Source organism: Alkalicaulis satelles (assembly GCF_008630495.1).
Classification (GTDB): Bacteria; Pseudomonadota; Alphaproteobacteria; order Caulobacterales; family Maricaulaceae; genus Oceanicaulis; species Oceanicaulis satelles.
Map to the genome: position 1 here is coordinate 136,866 of NZ_VWOJ01000004.1, position 25,360 is coordinate 162,225.

The 25,360-nt window shown below is 65.2% G+C and carries 20 protein-coding genes and 1 tRNA gene; 8 read left to right on the top strand and 13 right to left on the bottom strand.

Going from position 1 to position 25,360, the window contains the following annotated elements; genetic code table 11:
- Positions 1-36 precede the first annotated feature (36 nt).
- Entirely contained in the window at positions 37-2,358 is a 2,322-nt protein-coding gene (locus F1654_RS12215) for a TonB-dependent receptor (protein ID WP_150023837.1), read from the bottom strand.
- A gap of 96 nt (positions 2,359-2,454) precedes the next feature.
- The gene (locus F1654_RS12220) at positions 2,455-3,786 is read right to left on the bottom strand and encodes a sulfatase family protein (RefSeq protein WP_150023838.1); all 1,332 of its coding nucleotides are present in this window, start codon (positions 3,784-3,786) and stop codon (positions 2,455-2,457) included.
- 252 nt (positions 3,787-4,038) lie between these two features.
- On the opposite strand from F1654_RS12220, the gene F1654_RS12225 reads away from it, so the two are divergent.
- Positions 4,039-6,105 carry a beta-glucosidase family protein gene (locus F1654_RS12225; protein ID WP_199200575.1) on the top strand — a complete coding sequence of 689 codons (2,067 nt, stop codon included), beginning with the start codon at positions 4,039-4,041 and terminating at the stop codon, positions 6,103-6,105.
- 91 nt (positions 6,106-6,196) lie between these two features.
- Here F1654_RS12225 and F1654_RS12230 read toward each other — a convergent pair whose 3' ends face one another.
- Positions 6,197-6,847, bottom strand: a complete 651-nt coding sequence (locus tag F1654_RS12230; RefSeq protein WP_150023840.1) for a TetR/AcrR family transcriptional regulator — start codon at positions 6,845-6,847, stop codon at positions 6,197-6,199.
- 145 nt (positions 6,848-6,992) lie between these two features.
- Positions 6,993-8,408 (bottom strand): MFS transporter, encoded by a 1,416-nt coding sequence (locus F1654_RS12235; protein WP_150023841.1) that lies wholly within the window; start codon positions 8,406-8,408, stop codon positions 6,993-6,995.
- A 222-nt stretch (positions 8,409-8,630) separates the two neighbouring features.
- On the opposite strand from F1654_RS12235, the gene F1654_RS12240 reads away from it, so the two are divergent.
- Positions 8,631-9,464, top strand: a complete 834-nt coding sequence (locus F1654_RS12240) for a formylglycine-generating enzyme family protein (RefSeq protein ID WP_233205281.1) — start codon at positions 8,631-8,633, stop codon at positions 9,462-9,464.
- Between the two features lie 94 nt (positions 9,465-9,558).
- Here F1654_RS12240 and F1654_RS12245 read toward each other — a convergent pair.
- Positions 9,559-9,634: transfer RNA gene (locus F1654_RS12245), tRNA-Thr, on the bottom strand.
- 48 nt (positions 9,635-9,682) lie between these two features.
- The gene (gene ndk / locus F1654_RS12250; protein ID WP_150023842.1) at positions 9,683-10,105 is read right to left on the bottom strand and encodes a nucleoside-diphosphate kinase; all 423 of its coding nucleotides are present in this window, start codon (positions 10,103-10,105) and stop codon (positions 9,683-9,685) included.
- A gap of 96 nt (positions 10,106-10,201) precedes the next feature.
- On the opposite strand from ndk, the gene F1654_RS12255 reads away from it, so the two are divergent.
- Entirely contained in the window at positions 10,202-12,088 is a 1,887-nt protein-coding gene (locus F1654_RS12255) for an ABC-F family ATP-binding cassette domain-containing protein (RefSeq protein WP_150023843.1), read from the top strand.
- Positions 12,089-12,438: 350 nt separating this feature from the next.
- Here the strand turns inward: F1654_RS12255 and F1654_RS12260 are convergent, their stop codons facing one another.
- Together F1654_RS12260 and F1654_RS12265 are read right to left on the bottom strand one after the other, a co-directional pair.
- Complete coding sequence (locus F1654_RS12260; protein ID WP_150023844.1) at positions 12,439-13,563, bottom strand: acyl-CoA dehydrogenase family protein; 1,125 nt, start codon at positions 13,561-13,563, stop codon at positions 12,439-12,441.
- Positions 13,564-13,591: 28 nt separating this feature from the next.
- Positions 13,592-14,770 carry an acyl-CoA dehydrogenase family protein gene (locus tag F1654_RS12265; RefSeq protein ID WP_150023845.1) on the bottom strand — a complete coding sequence of 393 codons (1,179 nt, stop codon included), beginning with the start codon at positions 14,768-14,770 and terminating at the stop codon, positions 13,592-13,594.
- 229 nt (positions 14,771-14,999) lie between these two features.
- Here F1654_RS12265 and F1654_RS12270 point away from each other — a divergent pair, with 229 nt between their 5' ends.
- On the top strand, positions 15,000-16,025 hold the full coding sequence (locus F1654_RS12270) for a COX15/CtaA family protein (protein WP_408628265.1): 1,026 nt from the start codon (positions 15,000-15,002) through the stop codon (positions 16,023-16,025).
- Here the strand turns inward: F1654_RS12270 and F1654_RS12275 are convergent.
- Positions 16,022-17,050 (bottom strand): hypothetical protein, encoded by a 1,029-nt coding sequence (locus tag F1654_RS12275; RefSeq protein WP_150023847.1) that lies wholly within the window; start codon positions 17,048-17,050, stop codon positions 16,022-16,024. The genes F1654_RS12270 and F1654_RS12275 overlap by 4 nt on opposite strands.
- A gap of 289 nt (positions 17,051-17,339) precedes the next feature.
- On the opposite strand from F1654_RS12275, the gene rplM reads away from it, so the two are divergent.
- Together rplM and rpsI are read left to right on the top strand one after the other, a co-directional pair.
- Positions 17,340-17,804: a 50S ribosomal protein L13 gene (gene rplM, locus F1654_RS12280; protein WP_150023848.1), complete on the top strand. Its 465-nt coding sequence runs from the start codon at positions 17,340-17,342 to the stop codon at positions 17,802-17,804.
- Positions 17,805-17,806: 2 nt separating this feature from the next.
- Positions 17,807-18,310 (top strand): 30S ribosomal protein S9, encoded by a 504-nt coding sequence (gene rpsI, locus F1654_RS12285; RefSeq protein ID WP_150023849.1) that lies wholly within the window; start codon positions 17,807-17,809, stop codon positions 18,308-18,310.
- A gap of 81 nt (positions 18,311-18,391) precedes the next feature.
- On the opposite strand, the gene F1654_RS12290 is transcribed toward rpsI, so the two are convergent.
- Both F1654_RS12290 and F1654_RS12295 read right to left on the bottom strand, forming a co-directional pair.
- Positions 18,392-20,176: an N-acyl-D-amino-acid deacylase family protein gene (locus F1654_RS12290; protein ID WP_150023850.1), complete on the bottom strand. Its 1,785-nt coding sequence runs from the start codon at positions 20,174-20,176 to the stop codon at positions 18,392-18,394.
- 24 nt (positions 20,177-20,200) lie between these two features.
- Positions 20,201-21,142: a bile acid:sodium symporter family protein gene (locus F1654_RS12295; protein ID WP_150023851.1), complete on the bottom strand. Its 942-nt coding sequence runs from the start codon at positions 21,140-21,142 to the stop codon at positions 20,201-20,203.
- A gap of 180 nt (positions 21,143-21,322) precedes the next feature.
- On the opposite strand from F1654_RS12295, the gene F1654_RS12300 reads away from it, so the two are divergent.
- Positions 21,323-23,008, top strand: a complete 1,686-nt coding sequence (locus F1654_RS12300; RefSeq protein WP_233205282.1) for a M28 family metallopeptidase — start codon at positions 21,323-21,325, stop codon at positions 23,006-23,008.
- An 81-nt stretch (positions 23,009-23,089) separates the two neighbouring features.
- Here F1654_RS12300 and F1654_RS12305 read toward each other — a convergent pair whose 3' ends face one another.
- Together F1654_RS12305 and F1654_RS12310 are read right to left on the bottom strand one after the other, a co-directional pair.
- Positions 23,090-23,782 (bottom strand): hypothetical protein, encoded by a 693-nt coding sequence (locus tag F1654_RS12305; protein WP_199200576.1) that lies wholly within the window; start codon positions 23,780-23,782, stop codon positions 23,090-23,092.
- 129 nt (positions 23,783-23,911) lie between these two features.
- On the bottom strand, positions 23,912-24,538 hold the full coding sequence (locus F1654_RS12310) for a nitroreductase family protein (protein ID WP_150023852.1): 627 nt from the start codon (positions 24,536-24,538) through the stop codon (positions 23,912-23,914).
- A 132-nt stretch (positions 24,539-24,670) separates the two neighbouring features.
- Between F1654_RS12310 and F1654_RS12315 the strand changes: the two genes are divergently transcribed.
- The gene (locus tag F1654_RS12315; protein WP_150023853.1) at positions 24,671-25,348 is read left to right on the top strand and encodes a TetR/AcrR family transcriptional regulator; all 678 of its coding nucleotides are present in this window, start codon (positions 24,671-24,673) and stop codon (positions 25,346-25,348) included.
- The last annotated feature ends 12 nt before the right edge of the window (positions 25,349-25,360 follow it).

The window sequence follows — 25,360 nt, forward strand, 5'->3', positions numbered from 1 at the left end:
TTGCCGGTTGCAAGGTCAGGGAGGCTGGTTCCGGGTCTAGAACTGGACCCGCAGCGAGGCGCCGAAATACCGCTCGGCCCGGCGCGGCGCGAACTGGAAGATGTTCAGCGTCGCGGTCTCCGTCGGGTGCTGCAGGAGGAAGTCGGTATAGTTCTGGTCAAACAGGTTGTTGACGAACACGGAGAGCAGATAGCTCCCGTCATCAGGGCCGAAGCCGATGCTGGCGTCTACGACGGTGAAGCCGTCCTGGATGGTGTTCGGGTTCTGGCTGATCGAGTACTGGACCTCGCTCTGATAGCGCGCCGAGGCCTGGGCGAAGGCATAGCCTGAAACCATGGCCAGCGGGTGCTCATAGCGCGCCGTGGTTACGGCCCGCCAGCGCGGCGCATTGGACAGGCGCCCTCCGGAAATGTCCTTCACCCCTTCGGGGAGCGTGCAGTCAGGGTCCTGGGAGACCGGCTGGAAGCACTGGGCGTTGGGGAATGAGCGCACTTCGGCGTCGGTATAGGTCACCCCGCCGCGCAGGGTGAACCGGTCAGTGGGCGCCCAGACATATTCCACCTCCGCGCCGGCGGTGGAGATTTCGCCCACATTGTCCAGGATGAAGGCCGCCGAACCCGGCACGCCAGGCGTGCCCGAATTAAAGCCCTGCGCCTGGTAATCGCTGAAGACGGCGTGGAACAGGGCGATATTGAGCTGCAGCGTGTTGTCGAACAAAAGGGATTTCAGGCCCAGTTCGAACGCGTCCGAAGTCTCGGGATCCACCTTGCCTTCGCGGGTGTTGAAGTCCACGTCCACGGTCGGCCCCTTATAGCCGCGGTTATAGGTGGCGTAGAGATTGATCGCGTCTGACAGCTCGTACATTACGCCCAGCCGTGCGGCGAAGCCGGTGTCGGAAATACGCCCGGTGACGTCGAAAAACGGCTCCAGAGGCAGATCGCCCGGGCGCAGCGTCGCATTGGTGCGCACTGACGTGTAGTCGATCTGCTCGTGGATGATCCGCGCGCCCGCGATCAGCGATAGCCGCTCGGAGAGATTCCATGTCCCCTGGCCAAACAGGGCCAGATTGCGGTTCTCGACACTGGCGTCGAAGAAGGACGATAACTGCCCCGGCAGGGTGACGCCCGGTGCCGGCGTGATGGTCTGCGGGCACGGGTCAAGGTCAATGAAGCAGATGGCACGCTCGAACCGGCGGTCCAGATCGAGGAAGAAGGCATAGGCTCCCACGATGTATTCAAACGCGCCGCCAGTGGGTGAGGCGATGCGCACCTCCTGGCTGAACTGGGTGAGGTCGGTGCGCCCGTCATTGATATTGAGCGAGCCGACCTGAGGCCAGTTCGGGTTGGGGCCAAGCAATTGGGATGGCGTGCCAGTGGTGTCGGGCGTGGAGTCTACATCCCCGGAATTGAAGAAATCCCAGGTCCGCCAGGCGGAGATGGACGTGACGGTGTGATCGCCCAGCATCCATTCAGCTTCCAGCGAAACGCCGGCGGCTTCGGCCGTGCTTTGCGGCACGGCGCGGATATTGAGATCGCGATTGCCCAGGCCCTCGGTCAGGACCGGGCCGTTGACCGCCTGCAGAAAGGGGCTGGTGGCGCGCACCTGGGTGAAGGCGCAGCAATTGTCTTCCTGTTCGGAATAGTCCGCGATCAGGGTGAAGCGCGCATCGCCAGGCGTCCAGTCCAGCCGCCCGCGCACGCCCCAGCTGTCGCCGCCATTGACGCGTTGTCCGTCAAAGACATTGCGCAGATGGCCATCCACTTCCCTGTAATTGCCGGTTATGCGGAATCCCAGGTCCTGAGCGATTGGACCGGAGAGCGTGGCGCGCAACGCGCGCTCACCCCCCTCGGCGACGCGCAGGTCGGCAATCGCGCTGAGCGTGTCGGTCGGCCCACGGGTAATGATGGACACCACGCCCGCCGAGGCGTTCTTGCCAAACAGCGTGCTCTGGGGCCCGCGCAGAACCTCGATGCGCTCGATATCGATCAGGTCCACATAGGCCTGCCCCTGGCGGGCCAGCACCACGCCATCCACCACGAAAGAGACGCTGGGTTCAACCGCATTGGAGAACACCGACGTGCCCACGCCGCGTATGTTTTGCGAGGAATTGAGGGCGTTGACCGATTGGCTGAACGTGACCGACGGAGCGATCAGCTGCAGGTCCTGCGCGCTGTTCACGCCGGCGTCCCGCAACACTTCGCCGTCAAAGGCGGACACCGCCACCGGTACGTCCTGCAGGCTGGCCGCGCGCCGTTCTGCTGTAACTGTGATGACGTCAACTTGAGCCTGCGCGGCGGCTCCCAAGGTCAGTGCAAAGAACGATACTGAGGCCAAAAGGCCTTTGTGTGTACGCTTCATGATCTCCTCCCGGTAGTCTTTGGAAGGACGCTAGCAGTTTGTTATCCGTTTGGATAGCCCTGAAATTCGAGAGACCATCACATTGTAGATAAACAATTATTCGTCACCGGGGAGGTTGAGCGGCGTTTCGCGTTGGGGCAAGCCCTCCAGCTCGGAACGAAGGGTTTCGAGGCGGGCGGAGAGGCTCTCCACCACGTCGGGATAATCCTCGGCCACGTTGAACAGCTCGTCGCCGTGGGTCTCCAGGTCAAACAGGTGCACGGCTCCGAACTGCTCCAGGGGCACTAGCCAGTTGCGGTAGAATGTGCGCAGCACCAGGCGCCACCGCTGGGTGCGGATTGCGGCGATCTGGTCATTGTCGAAGAAGACCAGCACCTCGTGCGGGCTTTCCTGGCCGCCTTGCAGCAGGGCGGTGATATCGCGCCCGTCAATCGGGCGGTCATCGGGCATGGCTGCGCCGGCCAGCCGGGCCAGGGTGGGCATCAAATCGATCTGCATCGCCATGGCCCTGCTCACTGCGCCGGGCGGCGTCAGGCCTTCGAGATGCGCCACGAAGGGCACACGATAGGCCCCGTCATGGGTGTCGCCCTTGCGCCCGCGCACACCGGCTTCGCCCTCGAACCAGGGTCCGTTATCGCTGGTGAAGATGATCAGGGTGGAGTGCGCCACCCCGTGATCGGCCAAGGTCTGCCGCAACTGGCCCAGGCTCCAGTCAATCTCCAGGATCGTGTCGCCATAGCGCCCCGCCTGGGACTGGCCCAGAAAGGCGTCTGAAGCATAGAGCGGGATGTGGGGAAAGGTATGGGCCAGATAGATGAAGAAGGGCTGCTCGCGGCCCGCCTGGCGCGCGATGAAGTCTATCGCAGCCTCGGTATAGCGGGCCGTCAGTTGTGTCTGGTCGGCTTCCTCTTCAATCACCTCGCGCTGGGAAATCAGGGGAAACGGGCTCATGTCATTGGAGTAGGGCACGCCGAAAAACTCGTCGAATCCGTGTTCGAGCGGATGGGCGTCCGGCACGGTGCCCAAATGCCATTTGCCCACGATCTGGGTAGCGTAGCCCGCCTCTCGCAGAATCGAGGGCAGGGTGATTTCGCTTTGCGGCAGGCCGTAATCGGAATGGGGATAGATCACCCCGCGCGCCAGCCCGGAGCGCACCGCATAGCGCCCGGTTAGAAGCGCGGCGCGAGAGGGCGTGCATACATTGGCGCTGGCGTAAAAATCTGTGAGCACCACGCCTTCGGCCGCCATCTGGTCGAGATGGGGCGTTTGGATAAAGCGCGATCCGCCACCGCTCCAGTCGGCGGCGCCCATGTCATCGGTATTGATCAGAATGATATTGGGCCGGACATGGCCGTCCTGCTCCACGGGGCGTGGCTCCTGCGCGTTCAGCAAAGCGGCTGCTGCGGCGAGCAGAAATGATGTGACCATGATCAAAAGCCCTTTTGTCCGCCGGACGCGCCAGCTTTATTATCCATATGGTGAGTAGACCGGAGGCCTGTCCTCCTGGCAAGCCCGTCCCGGCCGGACATGGCGTTGACGTGAAGCGCGATATCCGAAACACTTATCCGATTGGATAAATCCGCGGCGATCCGAGCAACCCTACGCCCACATTCCCACAGGCAGGCCTTGATGACCTTACAGACCCGCATACCGCCATCATCAGACAGTATAGAGGAGCGCGTGGACGCTGTCCTGAGACGGGCCAGCCTGGAAGAAAAAATCGCCATGATGAGCGGGCGGGGTTTTTTCCAGCAATTCATGGCCGATGGAGGGGTTTGGGGGGCGAGCCCCTATCAGGCGGGCGCGCGGTGTGACCGGCTGGGAGTCCCGGCTTTCTATTTCAGCGACGGCCCGCGCGGCGTGGCGCGGGGACAGTCGACCTGTTTTCCTGTCTCCATGGCGCGCGGGGCCAGCTTTGATACGGATCTGGAACGCCGCATCGGCGAGGTGATCGGCATCGAGATGCGTGCGCAAGGCTGTAATCTGTCCGGCGCGGTCTGCATCAATCTCTTGCGCCATCCCGCCTGGGGCCGGGCGCAGGAGACCTATGGCGAGGACCCTTATCTGCTCGGTGAAATGGGCGCCGCGCTCAGCGAAGGCATCCAGACCCATAACGTGGCCGCCACGGTCAAACATTTCGCCGCCAATTCGGTGGAGAATGCGCGCTTCAAGATCGATGTGCAAATGGATGAGCGCGCCCTTCATGAGGTCTATCTGCCCCATTTCCGGCGTGTCATCGAGGCGGGCTGCCTGACTGTGATGAGCGCCTATAACAAGCTCAACGGTGAGTATTGCGGGGAGAACCAAACCCTCCTGACCGATATTCTGCGCCGGGAATGGGGGTTTGAGGGGTTTGTCCATTCCGACTGGGTGCTGGGCGTCTACTCGCCCTGGGGGGCTGCGGCCGGACTGGATGTGGAAAATCCAGAGCCGGTCCATTACGGCGACAAGCTGCGCCAGGCTGTGGAGAGCGGGGCGATCGCCGCGTCGGTCGTCGATACGGCCTGCAAGCGCATTCTCACAGTCCTGTTTTCTTTGCAGGCTGCACAGGATCCGCTTGAATCCTATGCCCCGTCCCTGGTGGCCAGTCCCGCCCATTGCGCCCTTGCGCGCGAGGCGGCGGTGAAGTCTGCAGTCCTGCTCAGGAATGAGGGCGCAGCCTTGCCCTTGCCGGAATCGGCGGTCATCGCGGTAGCCGGACGCCTTACCGATACGATCAATACCGGTGACGGGGGCTCATCCCGCGTGCGCCCGCCTTACGTCATCACGCCACTGGCGGGCCTTCAGGAGGCGCTGGCTGAGGAGCGTGTCTGGTTCGCGGGCGATGAAACCGACCCCGCGGCGGCGGCGGCATCAGTTGCAGGCGCCGACGCAGTGATCATCGTAGCCGGTTATACCGCTGAAGAGGAAGGTGAATACATTCCCGGCGACATCAATTTGGGGCAGGTTTCGGACGCGTTGCCTGAGGGCGTTCGCGAGGCCAGCGAAGCGGCCAACACGGAAAGGCAAGGCGGCAAGCCCGTGGGCGGAGACCGCGGTGATCTCGGGCTGCCGGAAGACCAGGTGGCTCTGATAAAGGCCATCGCAGCCGTCCATCCCCGGGTGATCGTGGTCATTGAGGCGGGCTCGGCTGTGATTGTGCGCGACTGGATCGAGGATGTGTCCGCAGCGATGCAGATATTCTATCCCGGCATGGAGGGCGGACGGGCACTGGCTGATCTTCTGACCGGGGCGGAAAACCCGGCCGGGCGCCTGCCATTCACCGTGGCGCGTGACGCGGCCCATTATCCCTATTTCGACAAAAACGCAGACGCTATCACCTACGATCTCTGGCACGGCTATGCGAAATTCGACCGCGAGGGCTTGGAGCCGGAATTCGCCTTCGGCCATGGCCTGTCCTACACAAGTTTCAACTACCGCGCCCTCAAGGCGCGCGCTGATAAAGATGGCGGCCTGTCGGTTCAGGTGAGTGTGACCAATACAGGCGAGTGCGCCGGGGATGAGGTGGTCCAGCTCTATGTGTCCGCGCCCGGCAAGCTGGCCGAGCGCTGGCGCAAGCAGCTCAAGGGCTTCGAGCGCATCCATCTCGAACCGGGCGAAACGCGCAGCGTATTCTTCACGGTCGCCGCGCGCGACCTGGCCTTCCGCCGCAATGGCGCCTGGATCACCGAGCCGGGCGCGTACGGCATTCATGTGGGCGGTTCGAGCGCCCCGTCAGCGCTGATTTCAGCTCAGGTCGAACTGTAGGCGCGCTCGCCCATGTCCGCGCGCCCGCTGGCCCTCACAAGTTTGTTGCGGTGGCGCGCATCACCGGAAACCTGCGCAGTGACGCAGGCGGCTAGCGCAACATCATGGCGATGACGGTGTCAGCATGCCGGGCGATGACTTCGGGATCGGTCACATCAACCCCGTGCAGCAGCCGCACTTCGGGCGCCAGGGTGAACAGCATCTGGCAAGCAGCCACCAGGATATAGCCAGCATGCAGCGTGGTTTCGAAACGCGGCAGCACGCCCTTGTCCATCATGGCGAAAAGCACCGGACGCATTTCGCTGTGCTGGCGCTTGATATACTCGCCCGCCGCCCAGGCCAGGCGTTCATCGTCCCGGATGGAGGCCTGGACCATGATGCGTGCATGGTCGGGATGGCGCGCGCAATAGCCCACATAGCGCCGGATCCAGTCTTCAAACGCCTTGCGCTCGCCTGTCAGCAGGGCGGTGCGCATCGCATCGTCAACTGACAGTTCCCTGTCGGAGCGTTCGAACAGGAAGCTCACTGCGGCGCGCCACAGCTCGTCCTTGGAGCCGAAATAATAGCGGATCATGGCGTGATTGCAGTCTGCGCCCGCCGCGATCTGGCGGGTGGACGCGCCCTCGAAACCCTCACGCGAGAACACCTCGAGGGCCGAGGCGAGCACGCGCTCACGCTGGGAAGACTCATTGAGCGTATCGAGCTCGATGACCTGCCCGTCGGTTTTGTTTGGGGTGCTCATGGTCTCTATCCGCACTCAGACGCCTGACTGACGGCTTTCATGGCCAAGGCCTAGCGCCTGATGTCTGCCGATGCAATCACAAGCTCGGGTTCGGACCGATTGCGATGACCGCGCTCTTCGCCCGGCGCCAGCAAGGCGATGCCCGTCACAAGGAAGCCTCCTTGATGCTGGATTCGCTCATGCGCGCTGCAATCTTGTCTCTCAGTCCGGCGTGATAGGCCCGGTCAATCGGATAGCGCCACAGGGCCGCCAGCGTCACCGCCGCGCCAAAGGCCGGGATCAACGCCATGATGGCTTTCATGCCGGTAAGCGCCGCTTCGCTCTGTGCTTCATTGGGCGTGAAACCGATGAGGTCCAGCAAGACGCCCAGCAAGAGTGCATTGAGGCCCAGAGCGGCCTTCTGGGCAAAGGTCGCAAAGCCGAACACCCTTGCCTCATTGCGCTCGCCTGACACCCATTCATCATATTCCACCGTATCGGGCAGCATGGCCCAGAACATGACCGCGAAGGCCGACACGCCCACCGCAATGAGCGCCAGCATCAGGTATACCGATGCAGGATCGCGCATGGGCAGGATGAAGAAGGCGAGATAGCCTGCAAATCCGATAGCGCATCCGCTCATGAAAGCGATACGCTTGGACGTTGCTTTTGCCACCGCCACCCAGACAGGCGCCATCACCAGCAGGACAAGCGGCGTGACCGCCAGGGCCGGCCCGGCGGCGGCTTCATTGCCGATGGCGTATTTAAACCAGTAAATCAGCATCTTGGACATCATCGCCAGACACAAAGAGGCCATGGTGATGGCGATGAATACTCGTACCAGCGGCCCGTTCCGGCGCAGCATGGCGGCTGCAGTGAGTATGTCATGCAGGCCCGGACCCGGGCCGGGGGGCGCGGCCTGGGTGTCCTCAGGCTCGGCGGTGGCGCCGTAGCAGATCCAGAAGATCAGCGTGGCCGTAAGCGCCATCATCACCGCCGCCAGCAGCCATCCCAGGCGTGGATCGCCGCCACTGACCGTACTCATGGCCTGGACGATCATGGGCGTGGAGAAGGCCGTGGTCAGTCCGCCCAGCGCTGCGGCCTGCATGCGCCAGCCCGCCAGCGCGCCGCGCTCGGCGCTGTCAAACGTCATGCGCGCCGACAGCGCGGCATAGGGGATCGACACCACCGTGTAGAGCGTGCGCAGCACCAGATGGGTCACCAGGGCGTAAGTCACCAAGGCCCATCCGGGCAAGCCGGGCGGGGCGAAGAATGTGGCGATGAAGCCCAGCCCCAGCACCGGCGCGGCAAACAGGAGATAGGGCCGGTAGCGCCCGCGCTTGGTGCGCGTGCGGTCAGCGATGCCGCCCATCACCGGATCGGTGATCCCGTCCCAGACCGAAGCGGCAAAGATGGTGAAACCCGCCCACCAGACCGGTATCCCCATGATGTCGGTGTAGAAGAAAAACAGGAACAGGCTGACGCCCTGCCAGTAGATATTCAGTCCCAGATCGCCGCTGGCGTACCCGGCCTTGCGCCAGGCGGGCAGATGGTCCTGGCCTGTCATGGCTCCTGATGTCATGAGAGTTCTCCCCGGGACGGGCTGACGTCTGACGCGTCAGTCATTATCCATTCGGATAATACCCTATTCATGCTGGCTCCGCACGTCCATAGTGAGGTCTCATAAAGACTGGTGTTTGATAAAGTCCGGAGGGCGCCGCCCGTGTTCAGACAGGCTTTGATATCTGCGTTCTGCTGTCTGGCCGCGGCCTGCGGGGCGCGCGATTCAGGCCAGGCCGCATGCATGGACCTTTTCCTTCCGGATCCGGCCAGGCCCGGCGCGGAAATGGTCTGGATTCCTGACGGGCCGGTGTCGCTGGGCTCGCACGATTTCTTTCCCGAGGAACGCCCGGTGCGCACGGTGGATGTGGGCGGGTTCTGGATCAGCCCACACGCCGTCACCAATGCAGCCTTCGCGCGCTTTGTGGAGGCTACGGGCTATGTAACCCTGGCTGAACGCGAGGGGCCGGATACAGGCGGCGGGGCGGTTTTCGGGCCCGGCGTTCATGTGCGCGACTGGTCCGATATCCGGGCCTGGTGGCGGTTTGATGCGCGCGCCAGCTGGCGGCGCCCCCAAGGCGCAGGCAGTTCGATTGAGGGCCGAAGCGCCTTTCCGGTGGTGCAGATCGCCTATGAGGACGCGCTGGCCTACGCCCGCTGGCTGGGCCATGATTTGCCCACGGAAGCCGAATGGGAGCGCGCTGCGCGGGGCGGGCTTGAGGGCGCGGCCTATGTCTGGGGCGATGAGGCCCGGCCTGACGGCGCTTACATGGCCAATCACTGGCAGGGTGTGTTCCCGGTCGAGGACACGGGGGCGGACGGCTTCGCGGGGCTGGCGCCAGCGGGATGTTTCCCGCCCAATGGCTATGGTCTTTACGACATGGCCGGCAATGTCTGGGAGTGGACCTCGACCCGGTGGGAGCAGGACGGATTCCGGGTGATCAAGGGCGGGTCCTTCTTGTGTTCAGATACCTATTGTCACCGCTACCGCCCCGCCGCGCGCCAGCCGGGCGATGAGGCGTTCTCCACCGAACATCTGGGTTTTCGCACCATCTGGCGCGGCCCGCCTCCGGAATAATGCTGATCAACGCCGCCCATATATTTCAGAAATTTAGATCGTAAGGTTGACGGCGAGCGCGTCACCTATGTCTCCGGGCCGTACAGGGAAGAAATGGCGCCGGCTGAGGGACTCGAACCCCCGACCTTCGGTTTACAAAACCGCTGCTCTACCAGCTGAGCTAAGCCGGCGCCGGGCCGCCCCCGCGCGCAGGCGGGGGCGGTGAAATCATTGTGAGCTTAGCCCACAATCTCGTTGCCGGCGAAGAAATAGGCGATCTCCACCGCAGCGGTTTCCGGCGCGTCCGAGCCGTGCACCGAGTTGGCCTCGATGGATTCGGCGAACTCCTTGCGGATGGTGCCCGCTTCGGCGTTGGCCGGGTTGGTGGCGCCCATCACCTTGCGGTAGGCGGCGATGGCGTCCTCGCCCTCGAGCACCTGCACCACGACCGGGCCGGAGGTCATGAAGGAGACCAGGTCGTTGAAGAACGGGCGCTCGGCGTGCACGCCATAGAAGGTCTCGGCCTGGGCCTTGGTCATGTGGATGCGCTTTTGCGCCACGATGCGCAGGCCCGCTTCCTCGATCTTGGCGTTAATCGCGCCGGTCAGATTGCGGCGCGTGGCGTCCGGCTTGATGATGGAGAAGGTGCGTTGCAGCGCCATGGGATGTGTTCCTTCTAGGGTCTTGGGGAGGATTGGATCGCGGCGGCTTATAGCCGTGCTTCCGCGCCCTGTGAAGGCGTGCTAGGCGCATCGCCCATGTTGCACGTCAATGACCTCACCCACCGCATCCAGGGCCGCATCCTGTTCGATCAGGCGACGCTCTTCGTGCCCGCCAAGACCCGCATGGGGCTGGTGGGGCGCAATGGCACGGGCAAGTCCACCCTGTTCCGTCTGATCCTAGGCGATCTGTCGCCCGAGAGCGGCGTGGTGCGCGTCCAGCCCGGCGCGCGAATCGGCACGGTGGAGCAGGAGGCGCCCGCAGGGCCGGTGAGCGTGCTCGACCATGTGCTGGCGGCCGATCACGAGCGCTCTGCGCTGATGGCCGAGGCCGAAACGGCGAGCGATCCCCATCGCATCGCCGAGATCCAGACCCGGCTGGCGGATATTTCGGCTCATTCGGCAGAAGCGCGCGCAGCGGCGATCCTGAGCGGGCTGGGCTTTGACACTGAAGCCCAGGCGCGCGCCTGCGCGGAGTTCTCCGGCGGCTGGCGCATGCGCGCGGCCATGGCCGCCACGCTGTTTGCAGCGCCTGATCTCCTCCTCTTGGACGAGCCGACCAACTATCTTGATCTGGAAGGGGCGGTGTGGCTGGAAAACTATCTCGCCCGCTTTCCGGGCGCGGCGCTGATCATATCCCACGACCGCGAGCTGTTGAACGCCAGCGTCCACGCCATCGTGCACCTGAAAGAGTGCAAGCTGACGGTCTGGGAGGGCGGGTTTGACGCCTTCCAGCGCCAGCTCGCCGAGCGCCAGCGCCTGCAGATGAAGCTGGTGGAGCGCCAGGAAGACGAGCGCCGGCGCCTGCAGGCGTTCGTGGACCGCTTCAAGGCCAAGGCCAGCAAGGCCAAGCAGGCCCAGTCGCGGGTCAAAAGGCTGGAGAAGATGGCGCCGGTGGCCACCATGGTCGAAGACCCGGTCGCGCCCTTCGAGTTTCCCGGCGCCGAGCGCCGCATGGGCAATCCGCTGGTGCGCTTTGAGGAGTGCGCCACGGGCTATGACGGTGCGCGCCCGGTGCTGCGCGGGCTCAATATGCGTATCGATACCGATGACCGCATCGGGCTGCTGGGCCGCAATGGCGCGGGCAAATCCACCTTCGCCAAGCTCCTGACCGGGGCGCTGCCGGTCACGGACGGCGCCATGCGCATGCACAAGAAGGCGGTGGTGGCTCATTTCGCCCAGCACCAGATCGACGCGCTCTCGCCCCAGCACTCGGCCTATGACCATGTGCTCGAGCGCATGGAGGAAAACACCGAGGCTGAACGCCGGGCGCGCCTGGCGCGTTTCGGCCTGCCGCGCGACCGTCAGGAGACGCCGGCCAAGAACCTGTCAGGGGGCGAGAAGGCGCGGCTTTTGATGAATCTCATCACGTTTGACGGCGCCCATCTGCTGATCCTTGATGAGCCGACCAATCACCTCGACATCGACAGCCGCGCCGCGCTGATGGAGGCGATCAATGATTTCCCCGGCGCGGTGATCCTGATCAGCCACGACCGCAGCCTGATCGAGCAATGCGTGGACCGGCTGTGGATCGCGGAAGCCGGAAGCATCGCCCCCTGGGAGGGCGATCTGGACGATTACCGCAAGCGCCTGCTTCAGGGCGAGGTGAAGCCGAAGCCCAAAGGCCAGCCGGCGGGCGGTCAGAAATCACAGGAGCGACGGGATGCGGCCGCCGCTCGCGAACAGCTCAAACCCCTCAAGGCCCAGATCGCCCGCTGGGAGCGCGAGATCGAGCGCCTCAAAGGCGTTCTGGAGAAGATCGACGCCGGTCTCGCCGTCAACGGTTTGTGGGAGAAGGATCCCACACTCGCCGCCGAGCTGACCAAGAAGCGCGCGCGCTGCGTGGAACTGATCGACGAGGCCGAAATGAGCTGGCTGGAGGCGGCGGAGAGGTTGGAAGCGGCGCAGGGCGTGGCGGGGGTTTAGAGCTTATTGCCCTCCCCTTGAGGGGAGGGTGGGGCATAGCGCCCGAGTCTGAAGTAATTTCACTCGATCCCCCCCTTGCGTTTTCCCGGCGAAAGCCGGGACCCAGACTCCAGCGGCCGCCACTGGGCCCCGGCTTTCGCCGGGGAAACGCGGGGTAAGGGAGGTTCAGGGGAAAACCATCCAGACGCTGTCTTCCCGGACGGCGCAGCCGATCCGGGATCCATCCACCGCTCATTTGCCTCCGCTGAGGCGGTTGGAGCGTTCCGGGGATGGGTCCCGGACATGGGCTTTGCCCATTCCGGGAAAGCAGGCGGGCTTATAACTATCCTGCCAACCGTCCCGCCCCGCCTTTAATACCCGCTCATCCGCGCGACTTCGCCGGCGTTGAAGGCGTCATCGCCGAGGAACTCGCCCGCAGCCTGGGCGCGCTTGTAATAGAGGCCGATATCGTACTCGTCGGTCATGCCGACCCCGCCATACATCTGGATGCCTTCCGCGGCGGCCAGGCGCGACACGGCAGTGGCCTTGGCCTTGGCTGCGGCGCACCAGAGCGGCGCCTGGGCGGGCTGGGTGTCGAGCGTGGTCAGTGCCCGGCGCACCAGCGAGCGGGCCAGCTCCAGCTCGCCATAGAGATGGGCGGCGCGGTGCTGCATGCCCTGGAAGCTGCCGATGGGCGCGCCGAACTGCTCGCGCTCGCGGATGTAGTCGAGCGTCAGGTCGAAGGCCTTCTGGCCTACGCCCAGCGCCTCGGCGGCCTGGGCGGCGCGTCCGATGTCCAGGAGATGGCGGTAGGCCGCCTCGCTGTCTTCAGCGCCCGACAGCAGCGCATCGCCGTCGAGTTTCACGTCCTCGAACGTGATGTCGGCGGGCACATGGCTGTCCAGAGTGCGCCGGGACGTGCGGGTGACGCCCGCAGCCTCGGGCGAGACCAGGAAGAGATTGATGCGCTCATCCTCGGTGCGCGCGGCCACGATCAGCAGGTCCGCGCCCGCGCCGTTGACGGCGTAGCGCTTGGCGCCGGTGAGGCGGAAGCCATTGCCGTCCTTCGCCGCGCGGGTGGTGATGTGGGACGGGTTGTGGCGCGCGCGCTCGTCCAGCGCCAGGGCGATGACGGTCTCGCCCGCCGCGATCTTCGGCAGCCAGGCCGCTTTCTGGGCGTCCGTTCCGGCCAGATTGAAGGCGCTGGCGCCCAGTACGGCAGTGGAGAGGAAAGGCGAGGCGGCCAGATTGCGCCCGATCTGTTCGAGCACCAGCCCGGCGGCGGCGCAGCCCATATCCACCCCGCCATGGTCTTCACCCACCAGAATTCCGCACCAGCCCATTTCGGCCATGGCGGCCCACAGATCGCGCGAGAAACCCACCGGATCGCCGCTATCGCGCAGGGCGCGCAGTGCGGTGACGGGCGCCTGCTCTTCCAGGAATTGCTGGGCGCCGTCGCGCAGCATGGTCTCTTCTTCGTTGAGAACGAAAGACATCGTGTAATCCCCTGTTTTTCAATATGCCTTACGCGCCGGGCAGGTTCAGCACGCGCTTGGAAATGATGTTGAGCTGGATTTCGCTGGTGCCGCCCTCGATGGAGTTGGCGCGCGAGCGCAGCCAGGCGCGGGCCGGATCGCCATCGCTCTCCTTGTCGCCCTCCCACAACAGGCCGTCCATCCCTAAGGCGGACATGTTCAGCTCGTGGCGGCGCTTGTTCAGCTCGGTGCCGACATATTTCAGCATGGAGGCGCGTGCGCCCACGCCCTCGCCATGGTCGCCTTCTTCCTTGATGCGGCGCAAGGTGGCGTCGAAGGCCAGGCCATCGATGGTCAGGCGGGCGACATCGCCGCGCAGGATGGGATCAGCCAGGCGCCCTGTTTCGTCCACCTCGCCCGACTGATGGGCGGCGGTGACCGGGTTCATACCCCCGAAAGCGGCTTCGGACACGATGCCCGCGCGTTCGTGGCTGAGCAGATATTTGGCGATCTCCCAGCCCTGGCCGGCCTCGCCAAGGCGATTGGCGACAAGGGCCTTGGCGTCGTCAAAGAAGGTCTCGCAGAAGGGCGACTTGCCCGAGATCAGCTTGATCGGCTTGGTGGTGACGCCCGGCTGGTCCATGTCGATCAAGAGGAAGGAGATGCCCAGATGCTTGGGCGCATCGGCTTCAGTGCGCACCAGGGCGAAAATCCAGTCCGAGCGATCAGCATAGCTGGTCCAGACCTTCTGGCCGTTGACCACGTAATGATCGCCATTGAGCACGCCCTTGGAGCGCAGCGAGGCGAGGTCGGAGCCCGCACCCGGTTCGGAATAGCCCTGGCACCAGCGGATCTCGCCGCGCGCGATGGGCGGCAGGTGCTCCAGCTTCTGCTCATGCGTGCCATATTTCAAAAGCGCCGGGCCGAGCATCCAGATGCCGAAACTGTCCAGCGGCGAGCGTGCATTGATCGCCTTCATCTCTTCCTTGAGGATGAAAGCTTCTTCCTTGCTGAGGCCCGCGCCGCCGTATTCCTTGGGCCAGGCCGGAACGGTCCAGCCTTTCTCCACCATACGCTCAAGCCAGATTTTCTGGTCCTCGCTGGTGAATGTCCAGTCCTTGCCGCCCCAGCAGATATCGGCTTCAGAGGCGATGGGTTTGCGCATGGAAGGCGGGCAATTGGCCTCCAGCCAGGCGCGGGTTTCGGTGCGGAATGTGTCGAGCGGCATGGCGCTTCCTCCCTGACGTTTACGTAAAGGGTAAGCCGAAGGTGTGCGCCTGACCAGTCCCGGCATGCGCCCGCTTTGCGGCGAAACCGCGCGGCCCGCTTGCCTCTGCCGCTGCAGCCGATAAGTACGCGCATGATCTGTTTGTCCCGCGCGCCCGGAGCCGCCGCCCATGCCTGCGACCGCCCTGTCCATCCCCAGACCCTATAGCGAACCGGGCACGGACCGGGCGATGTTCTGGTGGCTGGTGATCATCGCCGCCTTCGTGTGCGCCATGATCGTGGTGGGCGGCGCTACGCGCCTGACCGATTCGGGGTTGTCCATCACCGACTGGCGCCCGGTCACCGGCGCCATCCCGCCCCTGACCCAGGAGGGCTGGGAGCGCGAGCTGGAGCGCTACCGCCAGATACCCCAGTACCAGGAAATCAATCGCGGCATGTCCATGAGCGATTTCCAGTTCATCTACTGGTGGGAATGGGGCCACCGCCAGCTCGGGCGTACGCTGGGCCTCGTCTATTTCCTGCCCTTTGTCTTCTTCCTGTGGACCGGCCGGGCGCCCAGGCGCCTGCGCCCGCGCCTGTGGGTGCTGTTTGCGCTGGGTGGCCTGCAAGGCGCCATCGGCTGGTGGATGGTGTCGTCTGGCCTGACCGAACGCGTGGATGTGAGCCAGTACCGGCTCGCCACCCACCTCTCCATGGCATTCGTGATCCTGGGCCTGACGTTGTGGACCGCTTTGGAGCTGCGCTATGGGCAGACGCGGCTTCTGGTGCGCTCGCCCCTGTTCAAGTGGAGCGCGGTGTTCTGGGCTGCGGTGTTGTTTCAGATCGTGCTGGGCGCGTTCGTCGCCGGGCTCAATGCGGGCATGATCTACACCACCTGGCCGGGCTTTAACGGCCAGCTCTGGCCCGAGGATTATCTCTCCGGCCTGCCGCTATGGCAGGCGCTGTTCGAGAGCCGGCCCGCCGTACAGCTTCAGCACCGCTGGGCGGCCTATGCGCTGGCGGCGGGCGGGGTGGCGCTGGCCCTGTTGTGGCGGCGCAGCGGCGACGTGATTATGGGCCGCTTTGCGATCGTGATGCTGGCGGTCCTGTTTGCGCAGATCGTGCTGGGGATCATCACCCTGATCAACGCCGCGCCGCTGGGCCTGTCGCTGGCCCACCAGGCCGGCGCCATGGTGTTGTTCCTGGTGGCGGGCGCGGCCGCCTGGGCCTCGGCCCGGGCGGTGGAGCAGCCTGCCGGGCGGGTCGCCGCCTCCTAACTATCCTCAGCCAGCGTGGTGCGGGTGATCACCTCGCGCGCGATCAGCTTGATGCGCCCGTCGGCGCGGTCATAGGCCGCCGCCACGCCGTTGGAAAAAGCGCCGCCGCCGAAATTCTCGTCAGTGAGGGCCAGGGCCGACGGGCTGTCAAAGCCCGGCGCGCCGAGCCCGGCCTCAAACCGCACGCGGGTGATCAGTTCCAGCGAGCGTGCGTCGAGCACATCCATCAGCCCGCTCTCGGGCGAGACCATCAGAGCGGCGGGCCGGCCCAGAAGTTCGCTATAGGCAATGCTGGAGCCGGGCAGGCGGTCGGAGCTGGCGCGCGTTTCGCCGCGCTCATCAACGCGCGCGATCCCGGCGGTGGGGCCGGCGACCAGCAGGTCGCTTCCTGCACGCGCGCAGGAGCGTGCGGGGAAGGGCAGGGCGCGGGATTCGCGCTGACGGACAGACAGTCCCTGTCCGCCGCCATCGCTCAGGCGGACGATGCGCGCCTCATCACCATCAGCCAGAATGGCCAGATCAATATAGCCAATACCCAGTCCATAAAGGCACAGGCTGGACCCGCCGGGAAGATCGCCCTCCAGCGGCAGCTCGATCACCTCGTCAATGGCGCGCACCACGGCATAGCCTCGAAGGGCGCCGTTCTCGTCCATGCCGAACACCAGCGGCAGTGTTTCTCCACGCAAGGGGAAACCGCCAATGCCCGCCAGGCCGCGCAGGCGCGGACCGGAGGCGCTGATCAGTTCGCGTCCGTCCATGTTGAAGATCGACAGCCCGCCCTGCAGTCCCGCTGCGGCCAGCATGCCGTTCCCGGGCGCGCTTTCATCAGGCAGAAAGGCCAGCTCGCGCGCCCCGCCGGGCGCTTCGAACGCGCCGGTGACGATGGCTGTGCGCTCGATCCGGGCCGGATCATCCGGTTCATCCGGGCTTTCAAAGAAATTACATCCGGCCAGTGCGCCGGCTATAAAAAGAACGGCGAGCGGGCGCAGGAGGCTGCGGTCAGCGCGGTGAGGGCGTGCGGTCATGATCTGGCGTCTCGTCTGGCGCCCGCGCGAATGGCGCGGGCCGGGGCTGGCGCGATGGTACATAACGACCCTGGCGCCGTCACATGCCAGATGTACCTTGCGCCTGGCCAGTGAACAGAGGCTGGAAGGGGAGAAAAATATGCGGTAATACAATACCGCACATGCAAGCAGCTGTTTTTATGTGTTTTTCACAAAGCCTCTTGACCTCAGTCATGCGCGGGCGTATCAGCGCGCCACCTCGCGTCCGGGATGGTCCCGGACGTGCCTGTTTCTTTTTGAGGCTCTCGTGATGAAGACCTATTCCGCCAAGCCCGCGGACGTCGAGCACAAATGGGTCGTGATTGACGCGGAAGGCGCCGTTGTGGGCCGCCTGGCCGCCTATATCGCCACCCGTCTGCGCGGCAAGCACCGTCCCGATTTCACCCCCCATGTGGACACTGGCGATCATGTGATCGTGATCAATGCCGACAAGGTGGTGTTCACCGGGCGCAAGCTGCAGAACAAGCGCTATTACCGCCACACCGGCCACCCGGGCGGCATCAAGGAAACCTCGCCGCGGCGCATTCTGGAAGGCCGCTTCCCCGAGCGTGTCGTGGAGCAGGCCGTCAAGCGCATGCTGCCCAAGGAGAGCCCGCTGGCGCGCGCCCAGTTCTCCAAACTGCGCGTCTATGCCGGTGGCGAGCATCCGCACCAGGCCCAGACCCCTGAAGTCGTCGACTTCAAATCCCTGAACGCCAAGAATGCGCGGAGCTGATGATGGCCGAAGAAACCCGTTCCCTCGAGGACCTGAAGTCCGCGCTGCAGCAGGCCGGTTCCCCGGTGGTGCCCGAGGCGCCCCAGGAAGAGACCGCCGCCGAGCCGAAAATCGACGAGCATGGCCGCGCCTACGCCACCGGCAAGCGCAAGAACGCCGTGGCCCGCGTCTGGATCAAGCCGGGCGCTGGCAAGATCACGGTCAATGGCCGTGAGCAACAGGTCTATTTCGCCCGCCCCGTTCTGCGCATGCTGCTCCAGCAGCCCTTCGAGGCCGCCGGGCGCATCGACCAGTATGACGTGGTCGCCACGGTGACCGGCGGCGGCCTGTCGGGCCAGGCCGGCGCGGTGCGTCACGGCATCTCCAAGGCGCTGACCTATTACGAGCCCACGCTGCGCGGCGTGCTGAAAGCCGGCGGCTTCCTGACCCGCGACAGCCGCGTGGTCGAGCGCAAGAAGTACGGCAAGAAGAAAGCCCGCCGCAGCTTCCAGTTCTCGAAGCGCTAAGCGGACTTGCCTCTGCGACGATCAGACGGGCGGCCCTCGGGCCGCCCGTTTTGTTTTGGCGGGCGAGGTGGAGGCGTGTGCCTACTCCGCCGCCATGGCCATCACCTGCCCCGAACGCACCAGCCGTCCCGGCCTGGCGTCGGTGATCTCGTCATCGCGCACCACGATCTCTCCCGAGACGATGGTGGCGCGATAGCCTTCGGCTTTCTGCAGCAGGCGCTGGCCGCCGGCGGGCAGGTCGCGCACCAGATAGGGGGCGTGCACGCGCAGGCGCTCGGGATCGATCACATTGAGGTCGGCCTTCAGCCCCGCGCGGATTCGCCCGCGGTCGGACAGGCTCAGGAAATCGGCCGCATCGGCGGTGAGCATCTGCACGGCGCGCTCAATGGCGATGCGCGGACCCCGGGTGCGCTCGCGCGTCCAGTAGCTCATCAGATAGGTGGGAAAGCTGGCATCGCACACCGTTCCCACATGGGCGCCGCCATCGGACAGGCCGGGCAGGGCGAGTGGATGGGTGAGCATGGCGTGGACATTGGCGTAATCGCCTTCGGTATAATTATAGATCGGCATGTAGATCAGCTCGCGGCCCTCGCGCGCGATCACCGTGTCATAGAGCTCCTCCCAGATGCTGACCCCGCGCGCTGTGGCGCGCGCGCCGATGGAGCGGTCCAACGCCTGTTCGTAATCGGGATCGCCAGACAGGGTGAACAGCTTGCCGGCCACGAACTCCATGTTCTCGATCAGGAGATCGGCGATGGGCGGCACGGACGAGCCCGGCCCGGCGAGCTTGTCGGATTTCTGGCTCAGCAGCTCGGCCTTGAATTCAGGCTTGGCCATCTCACGCACCCGCTCGTCCAGCGGCAGATGGGCGATGGCCTTGTAGGCGGGATAGCCCATGAAGGGGTGGAAGGTGCATTGCAGCCCCAGGAACACGCCGATGGCGCGCGGGGCGACCTGGGCGCGCACGGTGAAGCCTTCACTGTCCAGCGCTTCGAGGCCCTTCAAGATCTGGCGCCACTGGTCGGGGGCGAAATCGCGCTGCATGACCGAGATGGAGAAGGGGCGTCCTCCGGCCGCGCGCACATAGCTGTCCACCACCGACCATTCATCCGGGAAGCGCTCGAGATCGCGCTGCAGGTCAAAATCCGACACCGCTTGGATGACGCCGTGATCACGGCCCGCAAAAGCGCTGGCGATGCCGGTGAGCTCGCGCGTGGTGGCTTCCGAGGCCGGGGTCCATTCGCCATCTGCGGTGCGGTGCAGGTCCGAGCGCCCGGTGGAAAACCCGATGGCGCCCGCGTCCAGCGCCTCGGCGACCAGATCGCGCATGCGGGCGATGTCCTCATCGCTGGCCTGGGCGTCGAAGCTGGCGCGCTCGTCCATCACATAGACGCGCAGCGGGTCATGGCCGACCATGGCGGCGATATCCATGGTGCGCGGCGTGGCGTCGAGCGCATCCATGTATTCAGGAAAGCTCTCCCAGTTCCAGCTCAGCCCTTCGGCCAGCGCCGTGCCGGGAATGTCCTCCACCCCCTCCATCAGCCGGATCAGCCGGTCGTGATCGCTGGCGCGCACCGGCGCGAAGCCGACCCCGCAATTGCCCATCACCGCCGTGGTCACGCCATGGCGGATGGAGGGCTCCAGCCGGTCGTCCCAGGTGGCCTGGCCGTCATAATGGGTGTGCACGTCGATAAAGCCCGGCGTGACGATGCAGCCGGCCGCGTCGATGGTCTCGGGCGCGCTGCCCGGCGCTTCCCCAACCGCCACAATGCGACCGTTCTTGATGGCCACATCGCCGGCGAAGGCCTCGCCGCCTGACCCGTCATAAATCAGCCCGCCGGTGATCTTGATGTCATAATCGGCCATGAGCTTGCCTCTCGTCCTTCTATGTTATTCTGCGTTGGTGAGTGCGTTGGTGCGCGCCCGCCGGCGCCTGTCCAGAAACCTGAACCAGCCCGCCAGCGCCCCGCCGCTGATCAGATGCCAGACCGCCCAGGCGCCGGTAATGGCCGCAGCGCCGCCAATCCCCTGGAACTGGCCCAGCAGGATGACGAGCCCGAGGCCAGCATTCTGGATGCCCACCTCGAAGGTCAGCGCCCGGCGCCCGCGCGCGTCAAAGCCCAGCACCCGGCCCGAGACGGCCCCCAGCATCAAGGCGAGCGCGTTATGGCCGATAGCGATGGCCACCACGGTCAGCCCGGCGCCCAGGATCAGATCACCATTGGCCGCCACACCGCCGCCGGCCATCATGGCCAGCGCGGCGATGGCCGTCCAGACCAGCCATGGCCGCATGGCGCGCGCGCTGTTCGGGAAGTAGCGCGCAAAAACCATCCCCGCCGCCAGCGGCAAAGCGAGGATGAGGGTCATGGAGACAATGAAGGTGAGGGCTGACAGATTGATCTCGTCCACCAGCGCGGCGGACGGCGCGTACAGGCTCGTCCACACGACGATGGAGACCGGGGTGAGCAACGCCGCGCTCAGCGACGACACCGAGGTCAGCGCGACCGACAGCGCGGCGTCCCCGCGCGCCATCAGGGTGTAGAAATTGGACACATTGCCGCCCGGGCAGCAGGCCACCACGATCATGCCCAGCGCGATGGAGGCGGGCGGGGTGATGGCGTGAATGACGATCAGGGTCAAAAGCGGCAGGCCGATGATCTGCACCGACGCGGCGCCCAGAAAGCGCAAGGGCGCGGTCTTCAGGAATGCGAAGCTCTCCAGCTTCAGGGTCAGCGCCACCGACAACATGATCACCGCCATGGCCAGGGGCAGGATCACATCCCCGCCCGGCGCGAGGCTGATGCGCGCAGCGTCGAGCGCGGCTGCGTCCATGGCGGCGTCCTCCCCTGGCGTTCCCCGCGCATCTGACGGCGGACGGGTGAACGCTGTTCGCCCGCCAGCATGGCGGGGCGATGCCGCGATGTCGAGGGGCGGGCGGCTTGCCAAGCGGGCCGGGCAATGCAGGATGCGCCCCGTAGTGCGCATCACTGCGCATCAGGGAGGAGACACGATATGAAACACTGGATGGGATGGGCGGGCGCCGCCGCCCTCATGCTGGCCGCCTGCGAGGCGCCGCAGGGCGCAGCGCCGGCGCCGCAACAGGCCGGGGAGTTTCCCGGTCATCAGGAGACCAGCCCGGGCTTTGCCGAAGCCGATTTCCGCTACCGCATCGAGGCGCTGGCCGATGACCGGTTTGCCGGGCGCATGCCGGGCGATCCGCGCGGCGAGGCCTCGGCGGACTGGATCGCAGCGGAGATGGAGCGTATCGGGCTGGAGCCCGCCGGGGAGAACGGGACGTTCTTCCAGAGCGTGCCGCTGATCGAATCCACCAAGGACGAAAGCCGCTCCAGCTTTGACATCGTCATCAATGGCGAGCCCATGGGCCTGCATGGCCGGCGCGACGTGACCTACTGGTCCCAGGACCCGGTAGAGCATGTGGCGGTCGAGGACAGCGACATGGTGTTCGTGGGCTATGGCGTGGTGGCGCCGGAATATGGCTGGGATGATTACGCAGGCCTCGACGTCACTGGCAAGACGGTGGTCATGCTGGTCAATGATCCCGGCTATGCCCGCCCCGAGGCGGGCCGTTTCAATGGCCGGGCCATGACCTATTACGGGCGCTGGACCTACAAGTTCGAGGAAGCCGCGCGCCAGGGCGCAGCGGGCGCTATCATCGTCCACCAGACCGCGCCGGCCAGCTATGGCTGGTCCATCGTGGAAAACTCCTGGAACGGGCCGCAGCTCATTCTTGATGGCGGGGATGAAAGCTTCGTTCCGGTGCAGAGCTGGATCCAGGAATCCGTGGCCGAGCGTCTGTTCGAGGCGGTGGGGCTGGACTTCCACGCTCTTGCCGAAGCCGCCGCCGAGCCGGGTTTTGCGCCCGTGCCGCTCAATGGCGCCAGCATGTCCTCGCAAATGCACAATGATCTGCGCCGCATCAACTCGCGCAATGTGGCCGGGCGCGTGACCGGCGCGGAACGTCCTGATGAGCACCTGATCTATCTGGCGCACTGGGATCATCTGGGCGAGCGCACCGCCGACACCGGCGAGGTGGAGATTTTCAATGGCGCCATCGATAACGCCACGGGCGTGGCGATGATCCTGGAGCTGGCCGAAGCCTTCGCCAGCGCTGACAACCGGCCTGCGCGCTCGGTGATGTTCGTGGCGGTCACCGCCGAAGAACAGGGCCTTCTGGGCTCGGAATACTATGCCCGCAATCCGCTGGTTCCCCTGAACCAGACCGTGGGCGGGTTCAATTTCGACGCCCTTCTGCCCACCGGACCGGTGCGCGATGTGCGCGTGGTGGGTCTAGGCAATTCGCAGATGGACGACATCCTGCGCGAGGAAGCCCAGGCGCGCGGGCGCGTGCTGACCCCGGAGCCCAATCCTGAGGCGGGCTCGTTCTACCGCTCGGATCATATCTCGCTGGCCCGGCGGGGCGTGCCGATGATCTACGCCTCGGGCGGGATCGACCATGTGGAGTTCGGCCGCGACCATGGCGCGGCGATCGCGGCGGACTATCGCGCGCGCTATCACCAGCCCAGCGACGAGTTCAATCCGGACTGGGATTTCTCGGGCTATGTCGTGGATGCTGAACTGTTCTACGCCGCAGCACGCCGGATCACCGACAGCGATGACTGGCCCAACTGGCATGAGGGCAATGAGTTCCGCGCGCTGCGCGACGCGATGATGGAATAAGGCTTTAGGCCCATTCCGGACACGAAAAGGCCGGGCGGAGGCGATCCGCCCGGCCTTTTTTGTTTGCGTCCGGCGCCCCCTTCAGAACGGTTTCACCGAAGCGAAGAAGCAGGTCAGGGCGATCAGGATCCAGTAGACATAGGCCACGCCCCGCCCGATCGCGATGGAGCGGTTGAGCCTGGCCTCCACGGCGGCGTCCGGCCCGGCGGCCAGGATGCGGAACTTGTCCTGCCACTCATGCATAACCCAGCGCAGGATCACCCCGATGATCAGCGCCAGGCCATAGGTGAGCACCTTGGCGGCGTACCAGCCCTCGCCCTCGCCCGCCGAGAACGGCCCCATCCCCATGAAGGAGGTGATGGCGGTGATGATCAGGGTGGGGATCAGCAGATAGCGCGTGCAGTCCTCAATGAAGTTGAGGGTTTTCCAGACCGGCTTGCCGCGGGTCATGAAGGCCGCGTAGGTGACGCCCATCCAGGCCGCCCACACGATCCACATGGCCACAAGCCAACCCCCGCCCAGCGGGTGCACATTCCACAGATAGCCCATGTGCAGGCCCAGCGGCAGAAGCGTGATGATGCCTGTGCGCGCCAGGATGTCGATGCGGTAGGCGGTGTCCATGTGGCGCATGCGCTCTTCGAAGGACAGGCGCGGATTGACCACCTTGTAGGAGGTCTGGAACACCCCCCATTCCCCGCCCAGCCAGTAGACCATGGCCAGAATGTGCAGCCAGCGCAGAATCGCCAGCTCGTGCTGGATCCAGAATTCCATCATCATCGCCTCCCCGTCAGCAAGGCAGGAGCGCGCGTGGCGGCGCAATAACCCTGCCCGATTTAAATGATATATCATTTAAATCGGCTGGCCGTGCAAGCCTTTCACGGATGGACGTGTGTCAGACCGCTCTCAGCGGCTCCAGGCGGTGACGCGCGCGGGCGTGCGGGGGCGCTCGGACGGGGCCTCGCTGGCGGTTCCTATATAGATGAAGCCCGCCACCCGCTCGCCGCCGGCCAGGCCCAGCGCGGCGCCGGTCAGACGGTCATAGGCGTACCATTCGGTCAGCCATTGTGCGGCAAAGCCCATGGCGCTGGCCGCAATCAGGAGGTTCTGGCACACCGCGCCGGCCGACAGGATCTGCTCCCATTCGGGGATTTTGTGGTTTGCGGTCACCTCCGAGATCACCGCGATCACCAGCGGCGCGCGGGTGAAGCGGTTGCGCTCAAGATCGAAGCGCTCGGGCGGCGCGTCCGGCTCCAGATCGCGCAGGCGCGCTTCCAGGATCTCGCCGAAACGCGCGCGCGCCTCGCCCTCGAAGGTGATGAAGCGCCAGGGAAACAGCTTGCCATGATCAGGAACCCGCGCCGCCAGTCTGATGAGGGCGTCGCGCTGTCCGGTGTCGGGACCCGGCCCGGTCATCACCCGCGCCAGGGTGGAGCGCCGCTGCGCCAGGAGCGTCAGCGTCTCAGCGCTGGTATGGCAGGCGGGCAGGGCGGCGCCGGGCTCAGGCGCAGGCGGGGGCAGGATGCGGGTCATGGACGGCGTTCCGGGACTTGAAGGGCGGGGAGGGGCCAGTGTGCGGCCCGGGGGCAAACTTGCGCAATGGTGCGGTTCATGGTCATGCTCAGATGTTGGCCTATATGAAATGTGCGTATTCAAGGACAGCTCATGGCGTCTCAGACCGTAGTCCAGGATGATCTCAGCCCGGCCGAACGGCGCCGGCGGCGCGTGCGCGACTCCATTATTGGCGCCGCCGAGGAGATCTTCGCTGAAGAAGGCGAGGCGGGCCTGTCCATGCGGCGCATCGCCGAGCGCATCGATTATTCACCGGCTGCGCTCTACAAGTATTTCGACTCCAAGGAAGCCTTGTTCAAGGAAATCCGCGAAGGGTTTTTCGAGCGCTTGCTCAAGCGCATGCAGGAGGTCTGCGATTCCATTGAGTCCGGTCCCATGCTGTGCACGGCGTGCCTGCGCGCCTATGTGGAGACAGGGCTGGAGCAGCCAGGCCATTACCGCCTGGCGTTCGCCGGTTTCAGCGGCGAGATGGATGTGGCCCAGGACACTTACGCCTTCGCCGCATCCGAGCACCTCAGGCAGATGATCAGCGAGAGCGTGCAGGCGGGCTGGTTCCGGGATGTGGATCTGGATGTGGCGTCCACCAGCGTGTGGTCGTCGGCCCACGGGCTGACCATATTGGCGGTGTCCATCCCCGATTTTCCCCGCGAAAAGCCGGGCCGGCGGGAGCTGGAGCTGGACGAGCTCATCGATTTCCATAGCGAAATGATGATGCGGGGCCTCGGCGCGGCGCGCCTGATCGGCAAACTCGACGCAGGCGAGCGCTTCTAGGCAAACTCCCTT